Source organism: Burkholderia sp. Bp9140 (assembly GCF_003853425.1).
In the GTDB taxonomy this organism is placed as follows: domain Bacteria; phylum Pseudomonadota; class Gammaproteobacteria; order Burkholderiales; family Burkholderiaceae; genus Burkholderia.
The window spans coordinates 86,949-102,924 of sequence record NZ_QTPQ01000016.1 but is presented as its reverse complement, the minus strand read 5'-3'; the positions used below and the strand labels follow the sequence as shown (position 1 = coordinate 102,924).

The 15,976-nt window shown below is 58.2% G+C and carries 14 protein-coding genes; 6 read left to right on the top strand and 8 right to left on the bottom strand.

Annotated elements, in window-relative coordinates:
* Positions 1–54 precede the first annotated feature (54 nt).
* Positions 55–753 carry a hypothetical protein gene (locus tag DIE21_RS15445; RefSeq protein WP_124498515.1) on the top strand — a complete coding sequence of 233 codons (699 nt, stop codon included), beginning with the start codon at positions 55–57 and terminating at the stop codon, positions 751–753.
* A 298-nt stretch (positions 754–1,051) separates the two neighbouring features.
* Here the strand turns inward: DIE21_RS15445 and DIE21_RS15440 are convergent, their stop codons facing one another.
* Positions 1,052–2,548 (bottom strand): methyl-accepting chemotaxis protein, encoded by a 1,497-nt coding sequence (locus DIE21_RS15440; RefSeq protein ID WP_260432502.1) that lies wholly within the window; start codon positions 2,546–2,548, stop codon positions 1,052–1,054.
* Between the two features lie 289 nt (positions 2,549–2,837).
* On the opposite strand from DIE21_RS15440, the gene DIE21_RS15435 reads away from it, so the two are divergent.
* Positions 2,838–3,203: a helix-turn-helix domain-containing protein gene (locus tag DIE21_RS15435; protein ID WP_124498513.1), complete on the top strand. Its 366-nt coding sequence runs from the start codon at positions 2,838–2,840 to the stop codon at positions 3,201–3,203.
* A gap of 81 nt (positions 3,204–3,284) precedes the next feature.
* Here the strand turns inward: DIE21_RS15435 and DIE21_RS15430 are convergent, their stop codons facing one another.
* From DIE21_RS15430 to DIE21_RS15415, 4 genes are read right to left on the bottom strand one after another with little or no spacing between them, the layout of a single operon-like run.
* Positions 3,285–6,356 carry an efflux RND transporter permease subunit gene (locus DIE21_RS15430; RefSeq protein ID WP_124498512.1) on the bottom strand — a complete coding sequence of 1,024 codons (3,072 nt, stop codon included), beginning with the start codon at positions 6,354–6,356 and terminating at the stop codon, positions 3,285–3,287.
* Complete coding sequence (locus tag DIE21_RS15425) at positions 6,353–7,459, bottom strand: efflux RND transporter periplasmic adaptor subunit (protein ID WP_185642781.1); 1,107 nt, start codon at positions 7,457–7,459, stop codon at positions 6,353–6,355. The genes DIE21_RS15430 and DIE21_RS15425 overlap by 4 nt, the downstream gene beginning before the upstream one ends.
* 31 nt (positions 7,460–7,490) lie before the next feature.
* Positions 7,491–8,306 carry a MipA/OmpV family protein gene (locus DIE21_RS15420; RefSeq protein ID WP_124498510.1) on the bottom strand — a complete coding sequence of 272 codons (816 nt, stop codon included), beginning with the start codon at positions 8,304–8,306 and terminating at the stop codon, positions 7,491–7,493.
* A 26-nt stretch (positions 8,307–8,332) separates the two neighbouring features.
* A complete protein-coding gene (locus DIE21_RS15415; protein WP_124498509.1) occupies positions 8,333–9,793 on the bottom strand; it encodes an efflux transporter outer membrane subunit in 1,461 nt (486 codons plus the stop codon).
* Positions 9,794–9,901: 108 nt separating this feature from the next.
* Between DIE21_RS15415 and DIE21_RS15410 the strand changes: the two genes are divergently transcribed.
* Together DIE21_RS15410 and DIE21_RS15405 are read left to right on the top strand one after the other, a co-directional pair.
* A complete protein-coding gene (locus DIE21_RS15410) occupies positions 9,902–10,591 on the top strand; it encodes a response regulator transcription factor (RefSeq protein WP_124498508.1) in 690 nt (229 codons plus the stop codon).
* A 65-nt stretch (positions 10,592–10,656) separates the two neighbouring features.
* Positions 10,657–11,796 carry a cell wall metabolism sensor histidine kinase WalK gene (locus DIE21_RS15405; RefSeq protein WP_221622384.1) on the top strand — a complete coding sequence of 380 codons (1,140 nt, stop codon included), beginning with the start codon at positions 10,657–10,659 and terminating at the stop codon, positions 11,794–11,796.
* Between the two features lie 62 nt (positions 11,797–11,858).
* Here the strand turns inward: DIE21_RS15405 and DIE21_RS15400 are convergent, their stop codons facing one another.
* Both DIE21_RS15400 and DIE21_RS15395 read right to left on the bottom strand, forming a co-directional pair.
* On the bottom strand, positions 11,859–12,746 hold the full coding sequence (locus tag DIE21_RS15400) for an amidohydrolase family protein (protein ID WP_124498506.1): 888 nt from the start codon (positions 12,744–12,746) through the stop codon (positions 11,859–11,861).
* A 39-nt stretch (positions 12,747–12,785) separates the two neighbouring features.
* The gene (locus tag DIE21_RS15395) at positions 12,786–13,199 is read right to left on the bottom strand and encodes a MarR family winged helix-turn-helix transcriptional regulator (protein ID WP_124498505.1); all 414 of its coding nucleotides are present in this window, start codon (positions 13,197–13,199) and stop codon (positions 12,786–12,788) included.
* Positions 13,200–13,376: 177 nt separating this feature from the next.
* Here DIE21_RS15395 and DIE21_RS15390 point away from each other — a divergent pair, with 177 nt between their 5' ends.
* Positions 13,377–13,694: an enoyl-CoA hydratase-related protein gene (locus tag DIE21_RS15390; protein ID WP_409364634.1), complete on the top strand. Its 318-nt coding sequence runs from the start codon at positions 13,377–13,379 to the stop codon at positions 13,692–13,694.
* A 12-nt stretch (positions 13,695–13,706) separates the two neighbouring features.
* Positions 13,707–15,494: an acyl-CoA dehydrogenase family protein gene (locus DIE21_RS15385; RefSeq protein ID WP_124498504.1), complete on the top strand. Its 1,788-nt coding sequence runs from the start codon at positions 13,707–13,709 to the stop codon at positions 15,492–15,494.
* Positions 15,495–15,690: 196 nt separating this feature from the next.
* Here DIE21_RS15385 and DIE21_RS15380 read toward each other — a convergent pair whose 3' ends face one another.
* Positions 15,691–15,945, bottom strand: coding sequence for a hypothetical protein (locus tag DIE21_RS15380; protein WP_124498503.1), 255 nt, complete (start codon positions 15,943–15,945; stop codon positions 15,691–15,693).
* Positions 15,946–15,976 lie beyond the last annotated feature (31 nt).

Genomic DNA, 15,976 nt, shown 5'->3' with positions numbered 1-15,976 from the left:
AGCCGCCTCGATGCACGTCTATAGGAATTCTTTTGGAGTGACTGGAGAGTGATTATGATTAAGCTAGATAATAAATTTTGCGGGTACACAATGGCACTTGCTGTAATCGCTTTAGTCGCTGCTGGGACCTTTGGCCACTTTGCCCCGGCGCCAACGCCGAACACGCCGTTACCCGAAGTGGTTACATTTTACAAACGGTGGGGACCCGACATAAAAATCTTTGCGTTCTTCAATACAGTCTGCGTATTTCTTTCGTTTGCCTCTTATTGTGGGCTCTCCGCAGCGATGCGCAGGATGGAGCCTCGCAGCCATATGCTCGCTAACCTTCAGCTCATTGGCGGCACCGTGGCCTCTGCCGCACCTTTCCTCGGCGGTATCATTTTGGCTACGGCGGCGGTCCGATATGATGCGGAGCCGTCAGTATTGGCGGCGCTTAACGACATGGGCGTGCTCTTCATCGAGTTATCAACAATGCCCGCATTGTTTCAGGGAGCGGCGCTGGCAGCTGCCATCGGTGCCGACCGTTCACCGGATCCGATCCTGCCTAGATGGTACGGATACCTAAGTCTGACGTGGTCGATTCTCGCTCAGGGTGGTGTCTTCGCGATGTTCTTCGAAACCGGTCCGCTATCACAAAACGGTATCATAGGCATCGCCGTACCCATCATCGCTTTGTTTGTTTGGTTCGTCGCGACGGCTTTCGTTCTTATCCGCATCAGGCCGGAACAGTGGCACGCTGCGGATCGAACTTGAACGGGCCGGGGTAAGGCCTAAAGGGAAGACAAAGAGGTCGATGGCGGCGTTCGTCCGTGAATGCTTCACTTTGACGAACCGGTGCCAAGCGCTAGGGGCAACGTGTCGGAGTTGCCCTTTGTCGGCTCGAGCTGAGGCAACATTATCCGCTCGCCGGCACACCGTGTGGATATCAAGGTTGAGTTTGGCTACTTTGGTGCCGACCAAACGATGAAATCCGAGATGACAGCTACATTCTTGATTGGCGCCTCCATATCCAAATCCTGTGGACGCGCTGCCAGCGACGTCTAGCCATGCATCAACTAGTTCGAAAGACTGATACAGCCTCGGTCATAAGTCTCGTTTGATTGCTTAAGGAGACGGCCGTCGCGGCTGCCTGCTCAACCAGAGCCGCGTTCTGCTGCGTCATTCGATCCATATGCGTGACCGCAGTGTTTACCTGCTCAATTCCAGCACGTTGCTCAGTGGAGGAGGTGCTGATCTCAGAGATCATTATGCCCACCCGTGATATTGCGGAGGCCACGTCGTTCATGGCTTCCCCGGCCCGTTCGGCAAGTGTGGAGCCATCCTTGATTTCACCGACAGAACTGTTGACTAATAGCTTTATTTCCTTTGCTGATTGCGCACTTCGCTGAGCGAGGCTTCGTACCTCGTTGGCCACCACGGCAAATCCGCGGCCCTGAGTTGCTGCCCGAGCAGCCTCGACGGACGCGTTTAGTGCCAAGATGTTCGTCTGGAAAGCTATACTATCGATGACGGAAACAATCGCCGTGATTTTTCCGGTGCTTGCCTCGATGGAGTGCATCTTTTCCACGACTGAGCGCACTGCATCGGTACTGCGAGCGGAAGCACTAAGTGCTTCGTCTGCCACGCGTTTCGCCTCCACTGCATTTTGTGCGTTGTGCCTTACCGTTACAGTAAGCTCCTCCATGCTTGACGCAGTCTGCTCGAGGGATGCGGCTTGCATTTCCGTACGCGATGAAAGGTCTGCATTCCCCGCAGCGATCTCGCGGGCGCCTAGGTTAATGGAATTGGACGCCTCACGCACGGAAATGACGATTCTAGCCAGCCCCTGCTGCATTGTCTGGAGTCCGGAAAAAAGCCGACCGATTTCATTCTTGCCGTGCTCATGAACTTGCTCATCAAGATGACCTTTCGCGATTCGTTCGAAATGTCGCCCGACCTCATTGAGCGGCGCTACAACGCTGCGCTGCAATCCAAAGCGCAGAAGCGCGACCGCAAGGAGAAGTGTCAACGTTAATCCGATGCCACCAATCTCGAATAGCCGAATCCTGGTGTTTATCGAATCACGATAATTTTCGCTCAGCTGCGTGCCGCTCCTGATAAACTTCCGGGCTTCGTCAAGATACGAGTCTTGGAATTGTTGTGTGGGCTGTGCCAAGGCCGCATCCAGATTGTGATTGAGGTGGTCCTGGACCAGTTCATTCAAGGCGGATGAGTAGGAATTGAATTTTTCATTCAGCTTATTGTAATCTTCCGCATTGCTGCTTTCAGATTTCCTCGTATCCAGGAATGAGTTGAATGATCGTTGTGCCAACCCAACTTCATCACTGGCGTGCTGGACAATGGGAACCGCGTCAGCTCCACCGTGCTGTACTCGAGCCATGGCGCGGGCTAGATTAATCCGGGCGTCCATAAGATGCTGAGTTGCGTCATTCACCGCATTCACTTGACGAAGCGCGACCGAAGATAGATTGGCAAGGTCGGACTGCGTTCTAATAAGCGCCCAAAGACCAAGTCCTTCAGTTAAACCCTGAAACAGCAGGAAGACCACCAGGGTTTACACGTAGGCGCGATGAAGCCCTGCGCAGCTCCAACGGCTGCGGATATCCCGGCCGCGGCTGCCTTGACTGTGCTAGGACGGCCCGCTTGACACAGGATCGCTCATCACAGGTCTAGATTTTCGTAGCAGCTGAAATTTCGATTTGTTTATACCGGACTGAACATACAAATTCCATATTGCCGTGGAAAAATCAGGCAGATGTTGATGGAAGGATTAAAAGGTTCTGACCGGTCTATCGGTCGGAAAAAGTCATACCTACTTTTCAGTAATTGGAGGAAGCATGGCAGACGTTACTGAACTAGCCGATGCACCGTTCTTGAGATCTCGGCAAAGCTGCTCGATGGAGCAGTACGTTAAGTTGTTGTCCGGGGCATGGATGCTTCGAATATTCTGGGTTTTGCTTGAGGGGAGAACTTGGCGATTCGCGGAGATCGCTAGAACGATTGGCGACGTCTCGCCGAAAGTCTTGACATCTCAACTACGGATGCTGGAGCAGGAAGGGTTTGTCGAGAGGCAGGTGATTCGCTCGAAGACGCCGCATGTCGAATACAAGCTGACAGAACGGGGATTGGCGGTCGAGCCCGTTTTTCGAGCTATGGAACAAGTGGCGGAAGTTCTTTATCCGACTAAACGCGAGATCGAATAGTTTCCGTGTTGTTCAGGGGCCGCCGTCAGTGTTTCGCCGACGAGGACCCAGAACGGGAAATGGTCGATCGACGGTCAGTTTTTAGCTGTACGACCTATGAGAAGTTCGTTGAAAAAATGAATAGTAGAGAACGGGAACGATACCCAACGTAACAAGGGTGCCCAGCGCGAGTCCTCCAATCATAGTTATCGCCATGCCGGTCCACAGGGGGCCGGCGAAAAGCATTAAAGGTACGAGGCCGACGATACAAGTGAGCTTCGTCATCACGATCGGGCGCAGACGCATGAGCGAGGCGTTGACTACTGCTTCGTACTGGCTCCGCCCCTTGATCAGCTCTGTCTCGATGCAGTCGAGCAAGAGCACGGCATTGTTGACGATGATTCCCGCGAGTGCGAGCAGGCCGAACGTAGGCATGAATCCGAATGGGTACCCGGTGATCGTCAACGCTAGCGCCGCACCTACGAGCACGAAAGGTACGCTGATGATCACGATGGCGACTTTGCGGAACGAGTTGAATTGCCAGACGAAGAGCACCAGGATGGCTATCAGTGCATGCGGCAAATACTGCAGGAGTGCCTGATTTGCTTCGGCGCTGTCTGCGATTTCCCCTCCCACGTCAATTCTGTAACCGGGTGGCAATTGCAGCGTCGCAATTGAACTGGACAGGCGCTGCACGATCTGTTCCGCAGTGAGTGCTGGGTTACGCCCGCTAATGCTGATCGTTCGTACCAGATTACGGCGCACAATAACGGAAGGCTCGCTGTCGGGTCTTACTGCTGCAACAGAGCTCAGCGGCAAGGGGGCAGCACCAGAAGCCGGATAGACCATGGTGTCTGCAGGGGTGTTGGCACTATTCCGTTCCGACGAGTCGCCTCGCAGTATGACTGGAACGGTCGCGCCGTCGTCACGCAATACGGAAACGTTTGATCCGCTGTAGCGGAACTGAAGTGCTTGCGCGATATCGTCGCTGGATACTCCGACGCGACGTGCCTTCAACTGATTCACTTCAACCACGTAACGCGGTATGCGCGCCTCCCAGTCATCGCGCACATCCACCGTACCCGGCAGCGTCTTGAGCATGCTGCTGATGGACGCGGCGGTATTCCGGAGCACAATTTCGTCCGGCCCGGTCACGCGATAGACAGCGAGGCCTGCTTCGGTCGATCCCATCGAGAACCGCTTCGGTTCGGCGCGGATTTCTGGATAAGTCTTCGCTATGTATTCGCGTGCTCGCGAGATGACTACGTCGATGTCGGATTTCGGGCGCACGCTAACAGTAAAGTAGGCGATGTTCTGGCCCGGGAGCGGCGGGTTCAGACCGAGGACGATGCGGGGACCACCGTCAGCAACGTATCCGATACTGTCGATTACCTCAGGATTGACCTTCTGGTCGGCAAACCAACGGCTGATCGACGTGACGGTGCGTAGCGTCTCTCGGGAGTCACTGCCCGGTTGCAGGGTCACAGGCATTTGAAATTGCAGCCGGTCCGATTTTGGCAGGAAATCGTATGGGAGCCCTGCGAGTATAGTTACAGCCGCGGCAAGCAGCAGGGCCATGCCCGCGACGAACAGCAACTTGTGTTCAAGTAGCCATACAATGATTTTCCGGTAACTACGGTAGAGCCGGGATTCGTTGTCAGCGCCTTGCGCGTCCGCTTTCGGTTGCGCATGCGGTTGTACGAAGTAAAGGCAAAGCAATGGCGTAACCGTAACGCACAGCACCCACGAACCGAACAAAGTTGCCGCAAGCACCATCGCGAGTGAGCGGAGGTATTCGTTCGTGCTGGTCTGCCCAAAAAAGAAAGGCGAAAACGACAGCACGATTGCAGCTGACGATGTTAATAGAGGCACTGCCAAGGTACGACCGGCCATCTCACAAGCCTGACGACGGTCCTCCCCTTCGGAGAGTCGGCGTTCGATGTCTTCGGCAATGACAATACCGTTATCGACAAGCAGGCCAAGCGCCAGGATGATAGCGGCCATGGATACCGTCTGCAGTTCCACGCCAAAGGCCCGCATGGCGATCAACGCTCCGAGAATGGTCAGAGGCACGATAGCCCCGACTATCAGACCGGTGCGCCATCCCAGAAATAGCATTACGACTGCCATGACAATGACAACTGTCTCAGCCATCACGTGATGCATTCGACCCATCTGGCGCTCAACCACATCGGGTTGAAACGTCACGACGTGTTGCTGGAAACCAGTGGGCAACAGTCCCGCTGTTTCCACCAGCTTCGCGCGCAAGGCCTTGCCGTATGATTCGACGTTTTGCCCCGAAGCCATGGATACTGCTACGACGATTGCGGGCTGACCCTGGTAGATTGCAGCGCGTTCTGGCGGGTCAGCGGGTATGGCGCGGATATCCGCGAGTTGATTCAGGGGAACTTCCCGTACACGGCCTGCTGTATCTGTTGCCGACACGAGGAACCGTCGCAGGTCGTCGACACTCCTGATCTCTCCAGTAGTCGAAACGGTCAAGGCCAGTCCCGTCGCAGAAACGAGACCACCAGGCGTTATCACGTTTTGCGCGCTCAACTGTGCGATCAGATTGGCAAGACTCAGCCCGGCCTCGGCAAGCCGTGCACGATTGAACGAGACATAGACCTGGTCGTCCTGAAGCCCGTGCAGGCTTATTTTTTCTGTGCCGGGCAGGGTATAAAGTTGTGCACGTAGCCGTCGAAGCGGTTCGCGCATTTCACTCATGGTGTAGCCCGGTGCGGTGACGGCAATTGAGGCCACCGCGACGCGTCCGAAGTCGTCGTCGACGAACGGACCCATTGCCCCTGCTGGAAGTGCGGCACCTGCTTCGGCTGCCTTGGCCCGCACTCGCTGCCATAAAGTCGGAAGGTCCTTAACGCTGTCGTAGGCAGTCAACTGGATGATCGCGCTGCCGGGTCTTACTGTAGTGACGATCGTCTTGATTCCAGCGATTTCTCGCAGGCGTTCCTCTACCGGTTTTGCGACAAGATTCTCGATCTGCTCACTTGGCATACCTGGGTAGGCTATCGAAACTAGCGCATCTCGAATAGTGACCGAAGGTTCTTCCTGCGAAGGAAAACCGAGAAACGTGAATACACCTGCGACGAGAACGAGTGCGACCGCGAATAGGGTAACTCTACTGGCGGACAGGGAGGCGCGAGTTATGTTCACTTCGCGTCTCCGTCAGTGAGATGAGACGATGAGCTAAATGGCAGGACCTTCTCCCCATCCGAAAGAAAAGCGACTCCTGCGGCGACGACCTGTTCACCTAGCGAAATTCCGGTGATTATCTGGATCCGTTCGCCGCTGATCGCGCCAAGGGCAACCAGCCGTCGATGTATGACGCTGCGTACCGGGTCGTACACGAAAACTGCCGCGCCAATGTCCTTGTCGCCTGGTAAGACGGCGGCCAATGGGATAGTCAATACCGCGCGTTGAGAGGAGGGCATTGATAGCAACAGACTCTGTCCGCTCAGCAGAGGCGCGTTCGTGTTGTCAATGTCGAAAATTGCCTCAACTACGGCGCCGCTCGGTGTCTGGCTAGAAAGACTGCGCAGGCGAAGAGACAGCAATGTTTGCGGGTCGTCGGGTTTAGCAGCGCGCAGAACCATGCCGGGCGAAAGGGTCTTGAGAGCACTACCGATGGGGGCCATCGCTACAGCCTGAGGGTGTCCTGTGCCTTCCACCCGCAAAACCAGCTGTCCCGGACCGAGGTCCGTACCGGGTTGCTGCAGCCTGCCGACCACGTTGCCATCATAAGGTGCGCGGATCTCCTGCTGTCGTACCGCGCGCTGGGCTAGCGCTCGGTCGGCCTTCGCGGAGTGCAGCTGTGCCATGCTCGTTTCGAGTTGAACCTTCGTATTGTTCAGCGTGATCGAGGAAATTGCACCGTCATCAAACATGGCCTGCTGCTGGCGCATTTGCGCTTGCTGCTCCTGAAGCCTCGCAGATGCGGCTTGGTAGTTTGCTTCAACCTGTTGCAGCCGCTGGTTGGAAGGTTCTGGGTCGATCCGTGCGAGCACTTGTCCGCGATGAATCCGGTCGCCTACATCCACGTCGATTGAAGCGACTCGACCGCCGTTTTCGAATGCGAGGTCCGCACGTTGTTCCTGACGGATGGTCGCGACAAAAAGCGATTGCTCACCGTCGGTTAGTTCTGCCGTGGCCAGTTTTACCGTACGCGGCGGTTGCACGACGGCTTTGTCATCGTGCCCACAACCCGTGAGCAGGACCAGCAATACCACGACATAATGGCGCATGAGCGCGCTCAGCATCTGCCTCGTCATCTGATCTGATCCAGATTGTTCAGAACGAGTAGTTCAGTGCAGCAACTGCATTGAACGTTACGTCGTCGGTCACGATGGGACTGCCATGTGCCTTGTCGGTGTAGCGCGTTCCGACCAGTTGCAAAGTTGTCGACCAGTGTCGCGAGACCGTGTGGTCCCATTCCAGTCCTGCGGAGTATGCGTAGAGTCCGCCGCCTGGCGAAAAAGCCGCGAACCCGGTACGTGAGGATTGATCCGATGTCACGCCGAAGTAGGCTTGGTTGAAGCCATGGTCGCCCCACCAGGTATCGATGTTTGCGCTGATCTTGTCGGTTGCGGTGGTAAGTACAGTGAATTGGCCGCCAGCGCGCACGTGATTCCGGCTCACTCCGCTTTTCAGAGTCGAGTCGGCCTCGATGCTGGCCGCAAACCACGGCGAGAATTGCTGCGCTATTAATGTGTGCAGCGTTGCAGACCCCGGTACGTCGCCCATTCCTGCAAGCCTGTCTGACCCCGGTCGCCACGTGTCGTTATGATCGACTCGTCCCCAGTCGTAATAGATAGATTCCGAGATGGAAAAGCCCCAACTGGTTTGGTACTGAAGGCCAGCGCCGCGCATGGTGTCTGCAAACAGCACGCCGCGCTGGACCGAAAATACTGGTTCAAATTGCAAGTGGGTCTGATTGGAGCCGGCGTAGCGCGGTTCGACCATCGCAGATGCTCCTATCACCCACTGTGTTGAGTCGCCGAGTAGGCTCAGTGAGGCGGTAGTTCCGTCTGCACGTGCAGTGAGCGGACTCAAGGTAAGCGCTAGTACTGCAGCAGCGACTGGCGCAGAAAGCTGGAGATGTTTCATGACGGGGTTAAGGCAGGAAGTAGGGGTTAAAGCGAAGCAGGTAACTTGACGCCGTAGAAGGCGTGGAACAGAGCCACCTTATTGAGCGCAAGATCACGAGCCGCTTCGAGATAGCTCAGGTTGATCTCATTGACTTGCACGCGCGCACCCAGCAGCGCAGTCCTGTCTTCCAGACCACGAGTAGCGCGAATGTCCATGCGATCGATGCGCTTGCGCTCGCGGGTGATGCGTTCGCGCTCACGAGCTTCCGCCACTATCAGCGGGGTGTGTGCATCCAGTGCGTCAGCGACCTCGCGGAAGGCCTGCTGGATCGCTTTCTCATACTCCGCGACACCTGCCTCCTTTCGAAGCTCGGTCAACCGGAGGTTTGCGCTGTTGCGGCCGTAGTTGAAAATGGGGAGAGAGATTTGGGGTGTAAACAGCCATTCGCCGCTGCTGCTGTCGAACAGACTGCCCAGACCCGGGCTGGCGATGCCAATCGCTGTACTTAAACGGACCGACGGGAAAAATGCCGCGCGCGCGGCCCCAATGTCCGCGTTGCGGGCGCGCAGTTCAGCCTCAGCCTGCTGGATATCAGGCCGTTCTAACAGAACTCGCGAGTCGAGGTTTCGCAGGGCGGCGTCCCATGATGACGCGCTAACAGAAGAGATGTCCGTTATGCTGCCTGGTTCTATGGCTGGCGCTTGGTATCCCACCAAGATCTGCAGTGCCCGAACCGCCGCCCGATGTTCGTCTTCGGCTCGTAATGCGCGGACATGTGCCCGGTCGCTCTCGCTTCGCTGTCGATCGAGTCCGTCCGTGGACAATAGACCTACCTCATGCTGGCGGTTAGCGTATGCCAGAAGCGCTGCACTATCCGCATCTATCGCCTGGAAGCAAATCTGCGCTGCTGCTGACGCTCGCTCCACGGAGTATGCACGCAGTACCTCAGCGATCAATGCACCGCGTGCCGCCTGCTTTCCATGAACCGACGCGAGGAAGCGCTCACGGGCGGCGTCGGAAAGCGACCTGAGCCGGCCAAAGAGATCGAGCTCAAAGTCCTCGATGCCAAGGTTCACAACAGAGAGATTTTGCCCGTATCGTTCGTTCAGTTCCGCGTTGTCGAACTGCTGACGTCGTAGCTGTCCGGCAACTGCTACCGCCGGCACTAGTGCGGACCGTTCAACCTTGTATTGAGCCCGGGCCATGGCCACTTGCAGCACGGCTAGTCGGAGATCGGTATTGTGTGCCAGCGCTTGGTCAACTAACCGGGCGAGGTTCGCGTCCGGCGAAAATCTACTCAAATAGTGAAGCTCATCTTCCGTAAGCAGCGCGTCGGATACACTGACTCCGGAAACTGACGGAATGCTATCGGCTCCCAGAGTAGCTGGCACCACTGGATCAGGTCGCCGATAGTCGGGGGCAAGGGAACAACCGCCTAACAATAGGGCCGCCACTGTAAGAAAGGAGAAGCGGAACAGCGCTGCATCGGCGAACGGCAGGGACATAATGTCGGCGTACAATCGAAGTAGGATGAACTCTGACGCCCGACTGTCAACGGCACATTCAGGAATTGTTAAGATTTCGCAAAGACCATCGCGGAGCCTCCAGCGAGCATGCGGCAGCAAAGAATTCTAGTTGTGGAAGACGATTCTGATAGTGCGAGTATCCTCGAAGCATACCTTCGCAGGGACGGTTTTTTAGTCGCGTTGTCCCCTGACGGGAGGCGTGCCGTGCAGTTATATGCACAGTGGAAACCGGATCTCGTCCTGCTTGATGTGATGTTGCCGGGGATAAGCGGCACAGAAGTCCTTTCGGCAATCCGGCGAGCTGGCGACACGCCCGTCATCATGGTGACCGCCATTGGCGACGAGTCAGACAAGGTGGGGGCGCTGCGCTATGGTGCAGACGATTACGTCGTCAAGCCGTATAGCCCAAAGGAGGTCGTCGCACGCGTCCATGCCGTACTTCGACGCACGCGCCTTCTGAGACCGAGCGAAGACCTTCTGCGTCATGGGCGGCTCACGGTCAATACAATGGCCGTTCGGGCCAGCGTGGAAAGTGATTCCGGTGCACCTCTTGAGTTGACTCTCACACCAGCCGAATTCAACCTGCTCGCGACGCTTCTGGCTACTCCGTTTAAGGCGTTTACCCGCAGTGAGCTGCTTGAGGCCTGCATGCCAGGTAGTGACGCGCTAGAACGCGTGGTTGACGTGCATATTTCCAATCTGCGCCGCAAACTGGAGCAACATGGCATCTTGGGGGTGCTGGTAACGGTGCGCGCGGTCGGGTACCGCTTTCAATGATGACCTCGTTCCGCATGCATTCGCGCCGTCGTACGACACCACTATGGATTTGGGTTGGGATGCGTATGAGTGCGCTGGCAATAGCGGCAGTTATTACAATTGCCTTTTCCATGTGGCTGTATTTCGGCATCCGGGATACTCTCTCTCTGCGGTACGCGCCGGCTCACGTGAGACAGGAAATCGAACTACTGCGTCAGCATCCGAGGCAGAACGAAGCGCGGCTGCGACAGCTATTACCACAGATATACGATATCGATCGTCTCATGCCAGGCTTGGCCAATCCCGACTGGTGGATGCTGATTGCAATGGTTTCAATCGCAGTGCCGGTTATTGCATTGTGTGGACTTGCGGCATCGCGACCATTGTCTCGTCAGTTTTCGCAGGTCGCCGCAGCTGCGCATCGTGTCAGCGAAGGGGATTTCTCTGCGCGTGTCGACGTAATTGCAAATGCGCCGGGCGAGTTCGCCGGTTTGGCGGGCGACTTCAATAACATGGCTGCGAGGCTCCAGCAGTACGAACGCGAAGTGCGTGACTCCAGCGCTGTTTTGGCGCATGAATTGAGGACACCGCTCAACGCTGCAATGGGCCGCGTCGAAGGCTTGTTGGACGAGGTATTCCCATTGGACGCGGAACAGTTGGAGCTAATCAAGCGACAGCTGGAGCAGATCAATCGATTGGTCGGCGATTTGCATCTGGTATCGCTGGCTCGCGCAGGTCAGTTGACGCTCGACATGCGAGAATTCTCGCTACGCGACCTGATTGCCGAGCGACTCGAGTGGGCTGCACCGCAGTTAGCAGCGGCTGGCATCGCACCTGTCCTGCGGTGCACCGGGGAAAAACTCATTGTTGCTGACCGCGGACGCGTTGGTCAGGTATTGACGATACTGATTGACAATGTGCTTCGCTACGCAGCTAGCGGTAAGGCTCTTGAGGTCGATGCGTGTGGTACGCCAACTACCCTCGTGCTGGCCGTGAGTGACCGCGGACCAGGAGTGCACCCTGACGAGGTGCACAACATGCTCGATCGGTTCTGGAGGGCTGAGCGATCTCGTGCGCGGCATTGGGGCGGCAGCGGCCTTGGACTTGCGATCGCCGCCGCAATTTGCCAACGCCACGGAGGTGAGCTCGAATGCTCTCTCAGGAGCGGCGGTGGGCTCGTGGTTACGGTGCGGCTCCCGCTCTTGTCAACAAATCAAGACGTCTGAGATAGCCGGGCCCGCATTGGCTATAAGCGGGCGAGCACTTATATCGTTCGGGTCAGGAGTCTTCAGCAGCGTGCGATCTCGAGATCCAGAAGCGAAATGGCGTTCTGCTTCAGGATCAGGGGTTGCACGTCCTGGCGAAATCCCGCCACAGAGAAATCTTCGAGCCAGCGGTCGGGGCGGAGGAGAGGAAAGTCAGTGGCGAAGAGCACCTTATGCTTCAGTAGGGTGTTCGCATACTTAACAAGCTCGGCCGAAAAGTATTTCGGCGACCAGCCCGACAGATCGATATACACGTTGGGCTTGTGCAGCGCGATGGAAAGCGCCTGCTCCTGCCACGGCCACGACGGATGCGCGATCACGATCTTCATGTCGGGAAAATCGGCGGCCACGTCGTCGAGATAGATTGGCTCCGAATACTTCAGACGCAAGCCGCCGCCCGCGCGCATGCCCGAACCCATGCCCGAGTGGCCGCTGTGAAACACCGCGGGCAGACGGTATTCCGCAATCACTTCATATAGTGGATAAGCCAGCCGGTCGTTGGCAAAAAAGCCCTGCATGGTGGGGTGAAACTTGAAGCCACGAACGCCATGCGTCTCGATCAGCCGGCGCGCCTCGCGCGCACCGAACTTACCCTTGTGAGGGTCGATACTGGCGAACGCGATCATGATGTCGGCGTTCTGCTGTGCAAAGTCGGCGATCTCTTCGTTGTCGATGCGGCGCCGCCCGATATTCGCCTCGCAGTCCACCGTGAACATCACGAAGCCGATCTTGCGCTCGCGGTAGTGCTCGATCGTTTCTGGAATCGTTGGGCGGCGGCCCTGCTTGAGCACGGTGCCGAAATACTTGTCGGCGGCCTCGTCGAATTCCTTCGCGAAGAGATCGGGCGGCTGGCAGCACGATACTTCGGCGTGGACGTGCGTGTCGATGGCAATGAGCTGGTCGATGTTCAAGGGCTATCTGCTCCTTTCTGTCACGCGCCGCCTTAGCGCTTACGCGGCGCGCAGATTGCGCGCGCAGGCATGCAGCAGCGCGTGGAGTTGTTCGGCTGTCTCGGTGTCCATATCGTCGAGCATTGCGCCTTCGACGTAATTGGAGGCAGCGTCGCATTCGGCGAGCAGCGCGTTGCCGGCTGCTGTGAGCGAAAGCAGCATCGCGCGGCGGTTCATCGGGTCGGCTTCGCGCATGACCCAGCCGTTCACCTCCATCGTCTTTAAGACTTCGTTGGCGGCCTGCGGCGTGATGAACGAGCGCTCGGCGAGTTGCGCGTTGGACGAGCGGCCGCGCGCGCGCAGCACGGAAAGCGCGGTGTACTGCGGTAGCGTGAGCCTGTGGCGCGCGAGCGCTTCGGTCAGGCGGCGCGACACGACGCGGTCGAGCTGGCCGATCAGGTAGCTCAGGCGCATGCGCGGCACGGCGTGCGGGCTGCCCTCGGGGGGGCGGCTGCGCGACTCGAGCGCGCGGCGCGGTGGGCGAAGTTTTGTGGGTCATCGCGTTTTACGGGTTTCTACCGACGTGGCCATATTCTACTTTACATATCAGGTAGCCTGATAGTAGCTTGTTTTAAAGTCGCGAGTGTTGCAGTGTCAACGGTGAAAGAGAGTGAGTTACGAAGGTCGCTGGAAAACGGTCAAGCGTTCGAACTCGACGCCGAGGCGCAAGTGCTCGTCCTGACCAGCGAAGACTCGGCGTGGACGGCCGGTATGGGCCTGAAGGAATGCTTTCGCGAAGTCGATGGCAGCCCCGATGTGCTGCAGGAACGGATTCGCCGCGACGCGAGCCGCCGGCAATGGCAACTGCTGCGCATGTATTCGAGGCCGACCATCGCGATGGTGAACGGTTGGTGCTATGTTGGCACAGAGACTCTCGCGATTTTCGCCCGTCATCTGCAGCACGTTTAAGGAGCATTCACGGTGAGTCTCGACTATCAGGTTCCGCTGCGCGACATGCGTTTCGTGATCGACGAATGGATCGAAGCACCCGGATGGTGGCGCAGCGTTCCCGCATGGGAGGACCTCGACAGCGCGACCGCACAACAGGTGCTCGAAGAAGCGGCGCGTTTCGTGATGGAACGCATCTCGCCGTTGAATTCGGCCGGCGACGTCGAGGGCTGCCGCTTCGAGGACGGCGAGGTCTCGATGCCAGCGGGCTTTCGCGAGGCGTACGCGGATTTCGTCGCGGCAGGCTGGCCTACGCTCGCGCTCGACGCCGACGTGGGCGGCCAGGGCCTGCCGCAACTGCTCGAAGTCGCGCTCCAGGAAATGCTCGCGGCAGCTAACCACGCGTGGCTGATGTCGCCCGGTCTCACGCACGGTGCGACGGCGTGCCTGATAGTGCACGGCTGTGATGCGCTGAAGCGCGATTGGCTGCCGAAGCTCGCGAGCGGTGAGTGGCTTGCCACGATGTGCCTGACCGAGCCGCAGGCGGGCAGCGATCTTGCGCTGCTGCGCGCGCGAGCGATACCTGACGAGGGGCACGGCGCCTGGCGCATCGACGGCAGCAAGATCTTCATCACGGGCGGCGATCACGATCTGACCGAAAACATCGTGCATCTCGTGCTCGCGCGTCTGCCCGATGCACCGGCGGGCACGAAGGGCCTCTCGCTCTTCGTCGTGCCGAAATGGATCTTTGGTGAGAACGGCGTACGCGTGCGCAATGGCGTGCATTGCGAGGGCGTCGAGAAGAAGATGGGCCTCAAGGCCAGCCCGACGTGCGCGATGCGCTTCGAGCAGGCGCTGGGCTGGTTGGTGGGCGAGCCGCATCGCGGCCTCGCTTCGATGTTCGTCATGATGAACGCTGCGCGCCTGCAGGTCGCCATGCAAGGTCTGGGCCATGCGCAGTTTGCCTGGCAGCGTGCGCACGCCTACGCGCACGAACGCGCGCAAATGCGCGCCGTGAGCACACCCACGCATTACGAGGGCGAGCCGGCGCAGGCCGCGCCCATCGCGTTTCATCCGGCCATGCGGCGTGTTCTGCTCGATTTGCGCGCGACGGTCGAGGGCGAGCGGGCCATCGGCTACTGGATCGGTTACTGGCTCGATGTGGCTGCACGCCATCCCGATGCGCATGAGCGCCGGGCAGCGGAGCAGCTCGCCTCGCTACTCACTCCTGTCGCCAAGGCCTTCTTCACCTCTAATGGCTTTGCGGCGGCATCGAGTGCGCTGCAGGTATTCGGCGGCTATGGCTATATTCACGAATACGGCGTGGAACAGACTGTGCGAGACAGCCGCGTCTCCATGCTTTACGAAGGCACGAACGAAATCCAGGCCATCGATCTGCTCGTACGCAAGGTGCTCGGCGATGGCGGCGAGGCGTTGCGTGCGTTGCTTGCGCGGGCGACAGCGGAGGCCGCACGCTGTGTCGCCTTCCACGATCACGCACTTCGCGGCGCGGGAGCACGGCTTCACGCGTTGGTTGCGGACGCGCAGCGCATTACGGATGAAATCGCGCTGGGAAGCGCGGACGATCGCGAGTTGCCCTACCGCGTGGCCGATGACTATCTCGCGCTCATCGGTTGGCTGCTGCTTGCGTTCGCCTGGGCGCGAACACTGCGCATCGCGATGGATGCCTCCGCCGACGATCCGTTCTATGCCGAAAAGCGCGTCACAGCGCATTACTTCTTCGCTTACCCGCTCACGGCGTTCGATCATCGGCTGCGGCTCATCGAAGCGGGCTGCCGCGAGCCGGTGCCGTATGCTTGAAATTTCTTCTGCACGTAGATTAGTTAACCAACTAGTACCGGCACAGTGAACGGCCTCGACAATCCGTTACGACGCGGTAGCGATGTCGTCATCGACTACACTGCTGAGCGCGCGCACGGCGGCGGACAACGCATGGATGCTGGGTTTGTGTCTGATTCTCGCTTGCCTCCTCGAATCCGCCGCCTATGAAGTAACCTCAACCCGCACGAAGTCCATCTAGGGCGGGCTGCCCAAGCAGATGGCGAGCCGGGACCTCACGCGCAGTCACGCCGGTGTCGCGCAGATTTTCTTCAACATGGGCAGCGTGGTCGGCATCGGCATGCTGATGGATCGCGTCAAATCCGCGCATGTCGTTGCGGCTGGGTGCGTGCACGAAGTGCGCGTTGATGCTGGCTTCGGGGACGCCATCATGATGCCGCGACGCGGACATGTTGCCGGAGGGGGGCTGCATGATTGAACTCAGATGAATCTGGCGCCGCGAA

Coding starts and splice junctions, on each gene's coding strand:
- DIE21_RS15445 (WP_124498515.1), top strand. CDS start 55: ATGATTAAGCTAGATAATAAATTTTGCGGGTACACAATGGCACTTGCT.
- DIE21_RS15435 (WP_124498513.1), top strand. CDS start 2,838: ATGGCAGACGTTACTGAACTAGCCGATGCACCGTTCTTGAGATCTCGG.
- DIE21_RS15425 (WP_185642781.1), bottom strand. CDS start 7,459: ATGCTGAGCGCGCTCATGCGCCATTATGTCGTGGTATTGCTGGTCCTG.
- DIE21_RS15420 (WP_124498510.1), bottom strand. CDS start 8,306: ATGAAACATCTCCAGCTTTCTGCGCCAGTCGCTGCTGCAGTACTAGCG.
- DIE21_RS15415 (WP_124498509.1), bottom strand. CDS start 9,793: ATGTCCCTGCCGTTCGCCGATGCAGCGCTGTTCCGCTTCTCCTTTCTT.
- DIE21_RS15410 (WP_124498508.1), top strand. CDS start 9,902: ATGCGGCAGCAAAGAATTCTAGTTGTGGAAGACGATTCTGATAGTGCG.
- DIE21_RS15405 (WP_221622384.1), top strand. CDS start 10,657: ATGAGTGCGCTGGCAATAGCGGCAGTTATTACAATTGCCTTTTCCATG.
- DIE21_RS15395 (WP_124498505.1), bottom strand. CDS start 13,199: ATGCGCCTGAGCTACCTGATCGGCCAGCTCGACCGCGTCGTGTCGCGC.
- DIE21_RS15380 (WP_124498503.1), bottom strand. CDS start 15,945: ATGCAGCCCCCCTCCGGCAACATGTCCGCGTCGCGGCATCATGATGGC.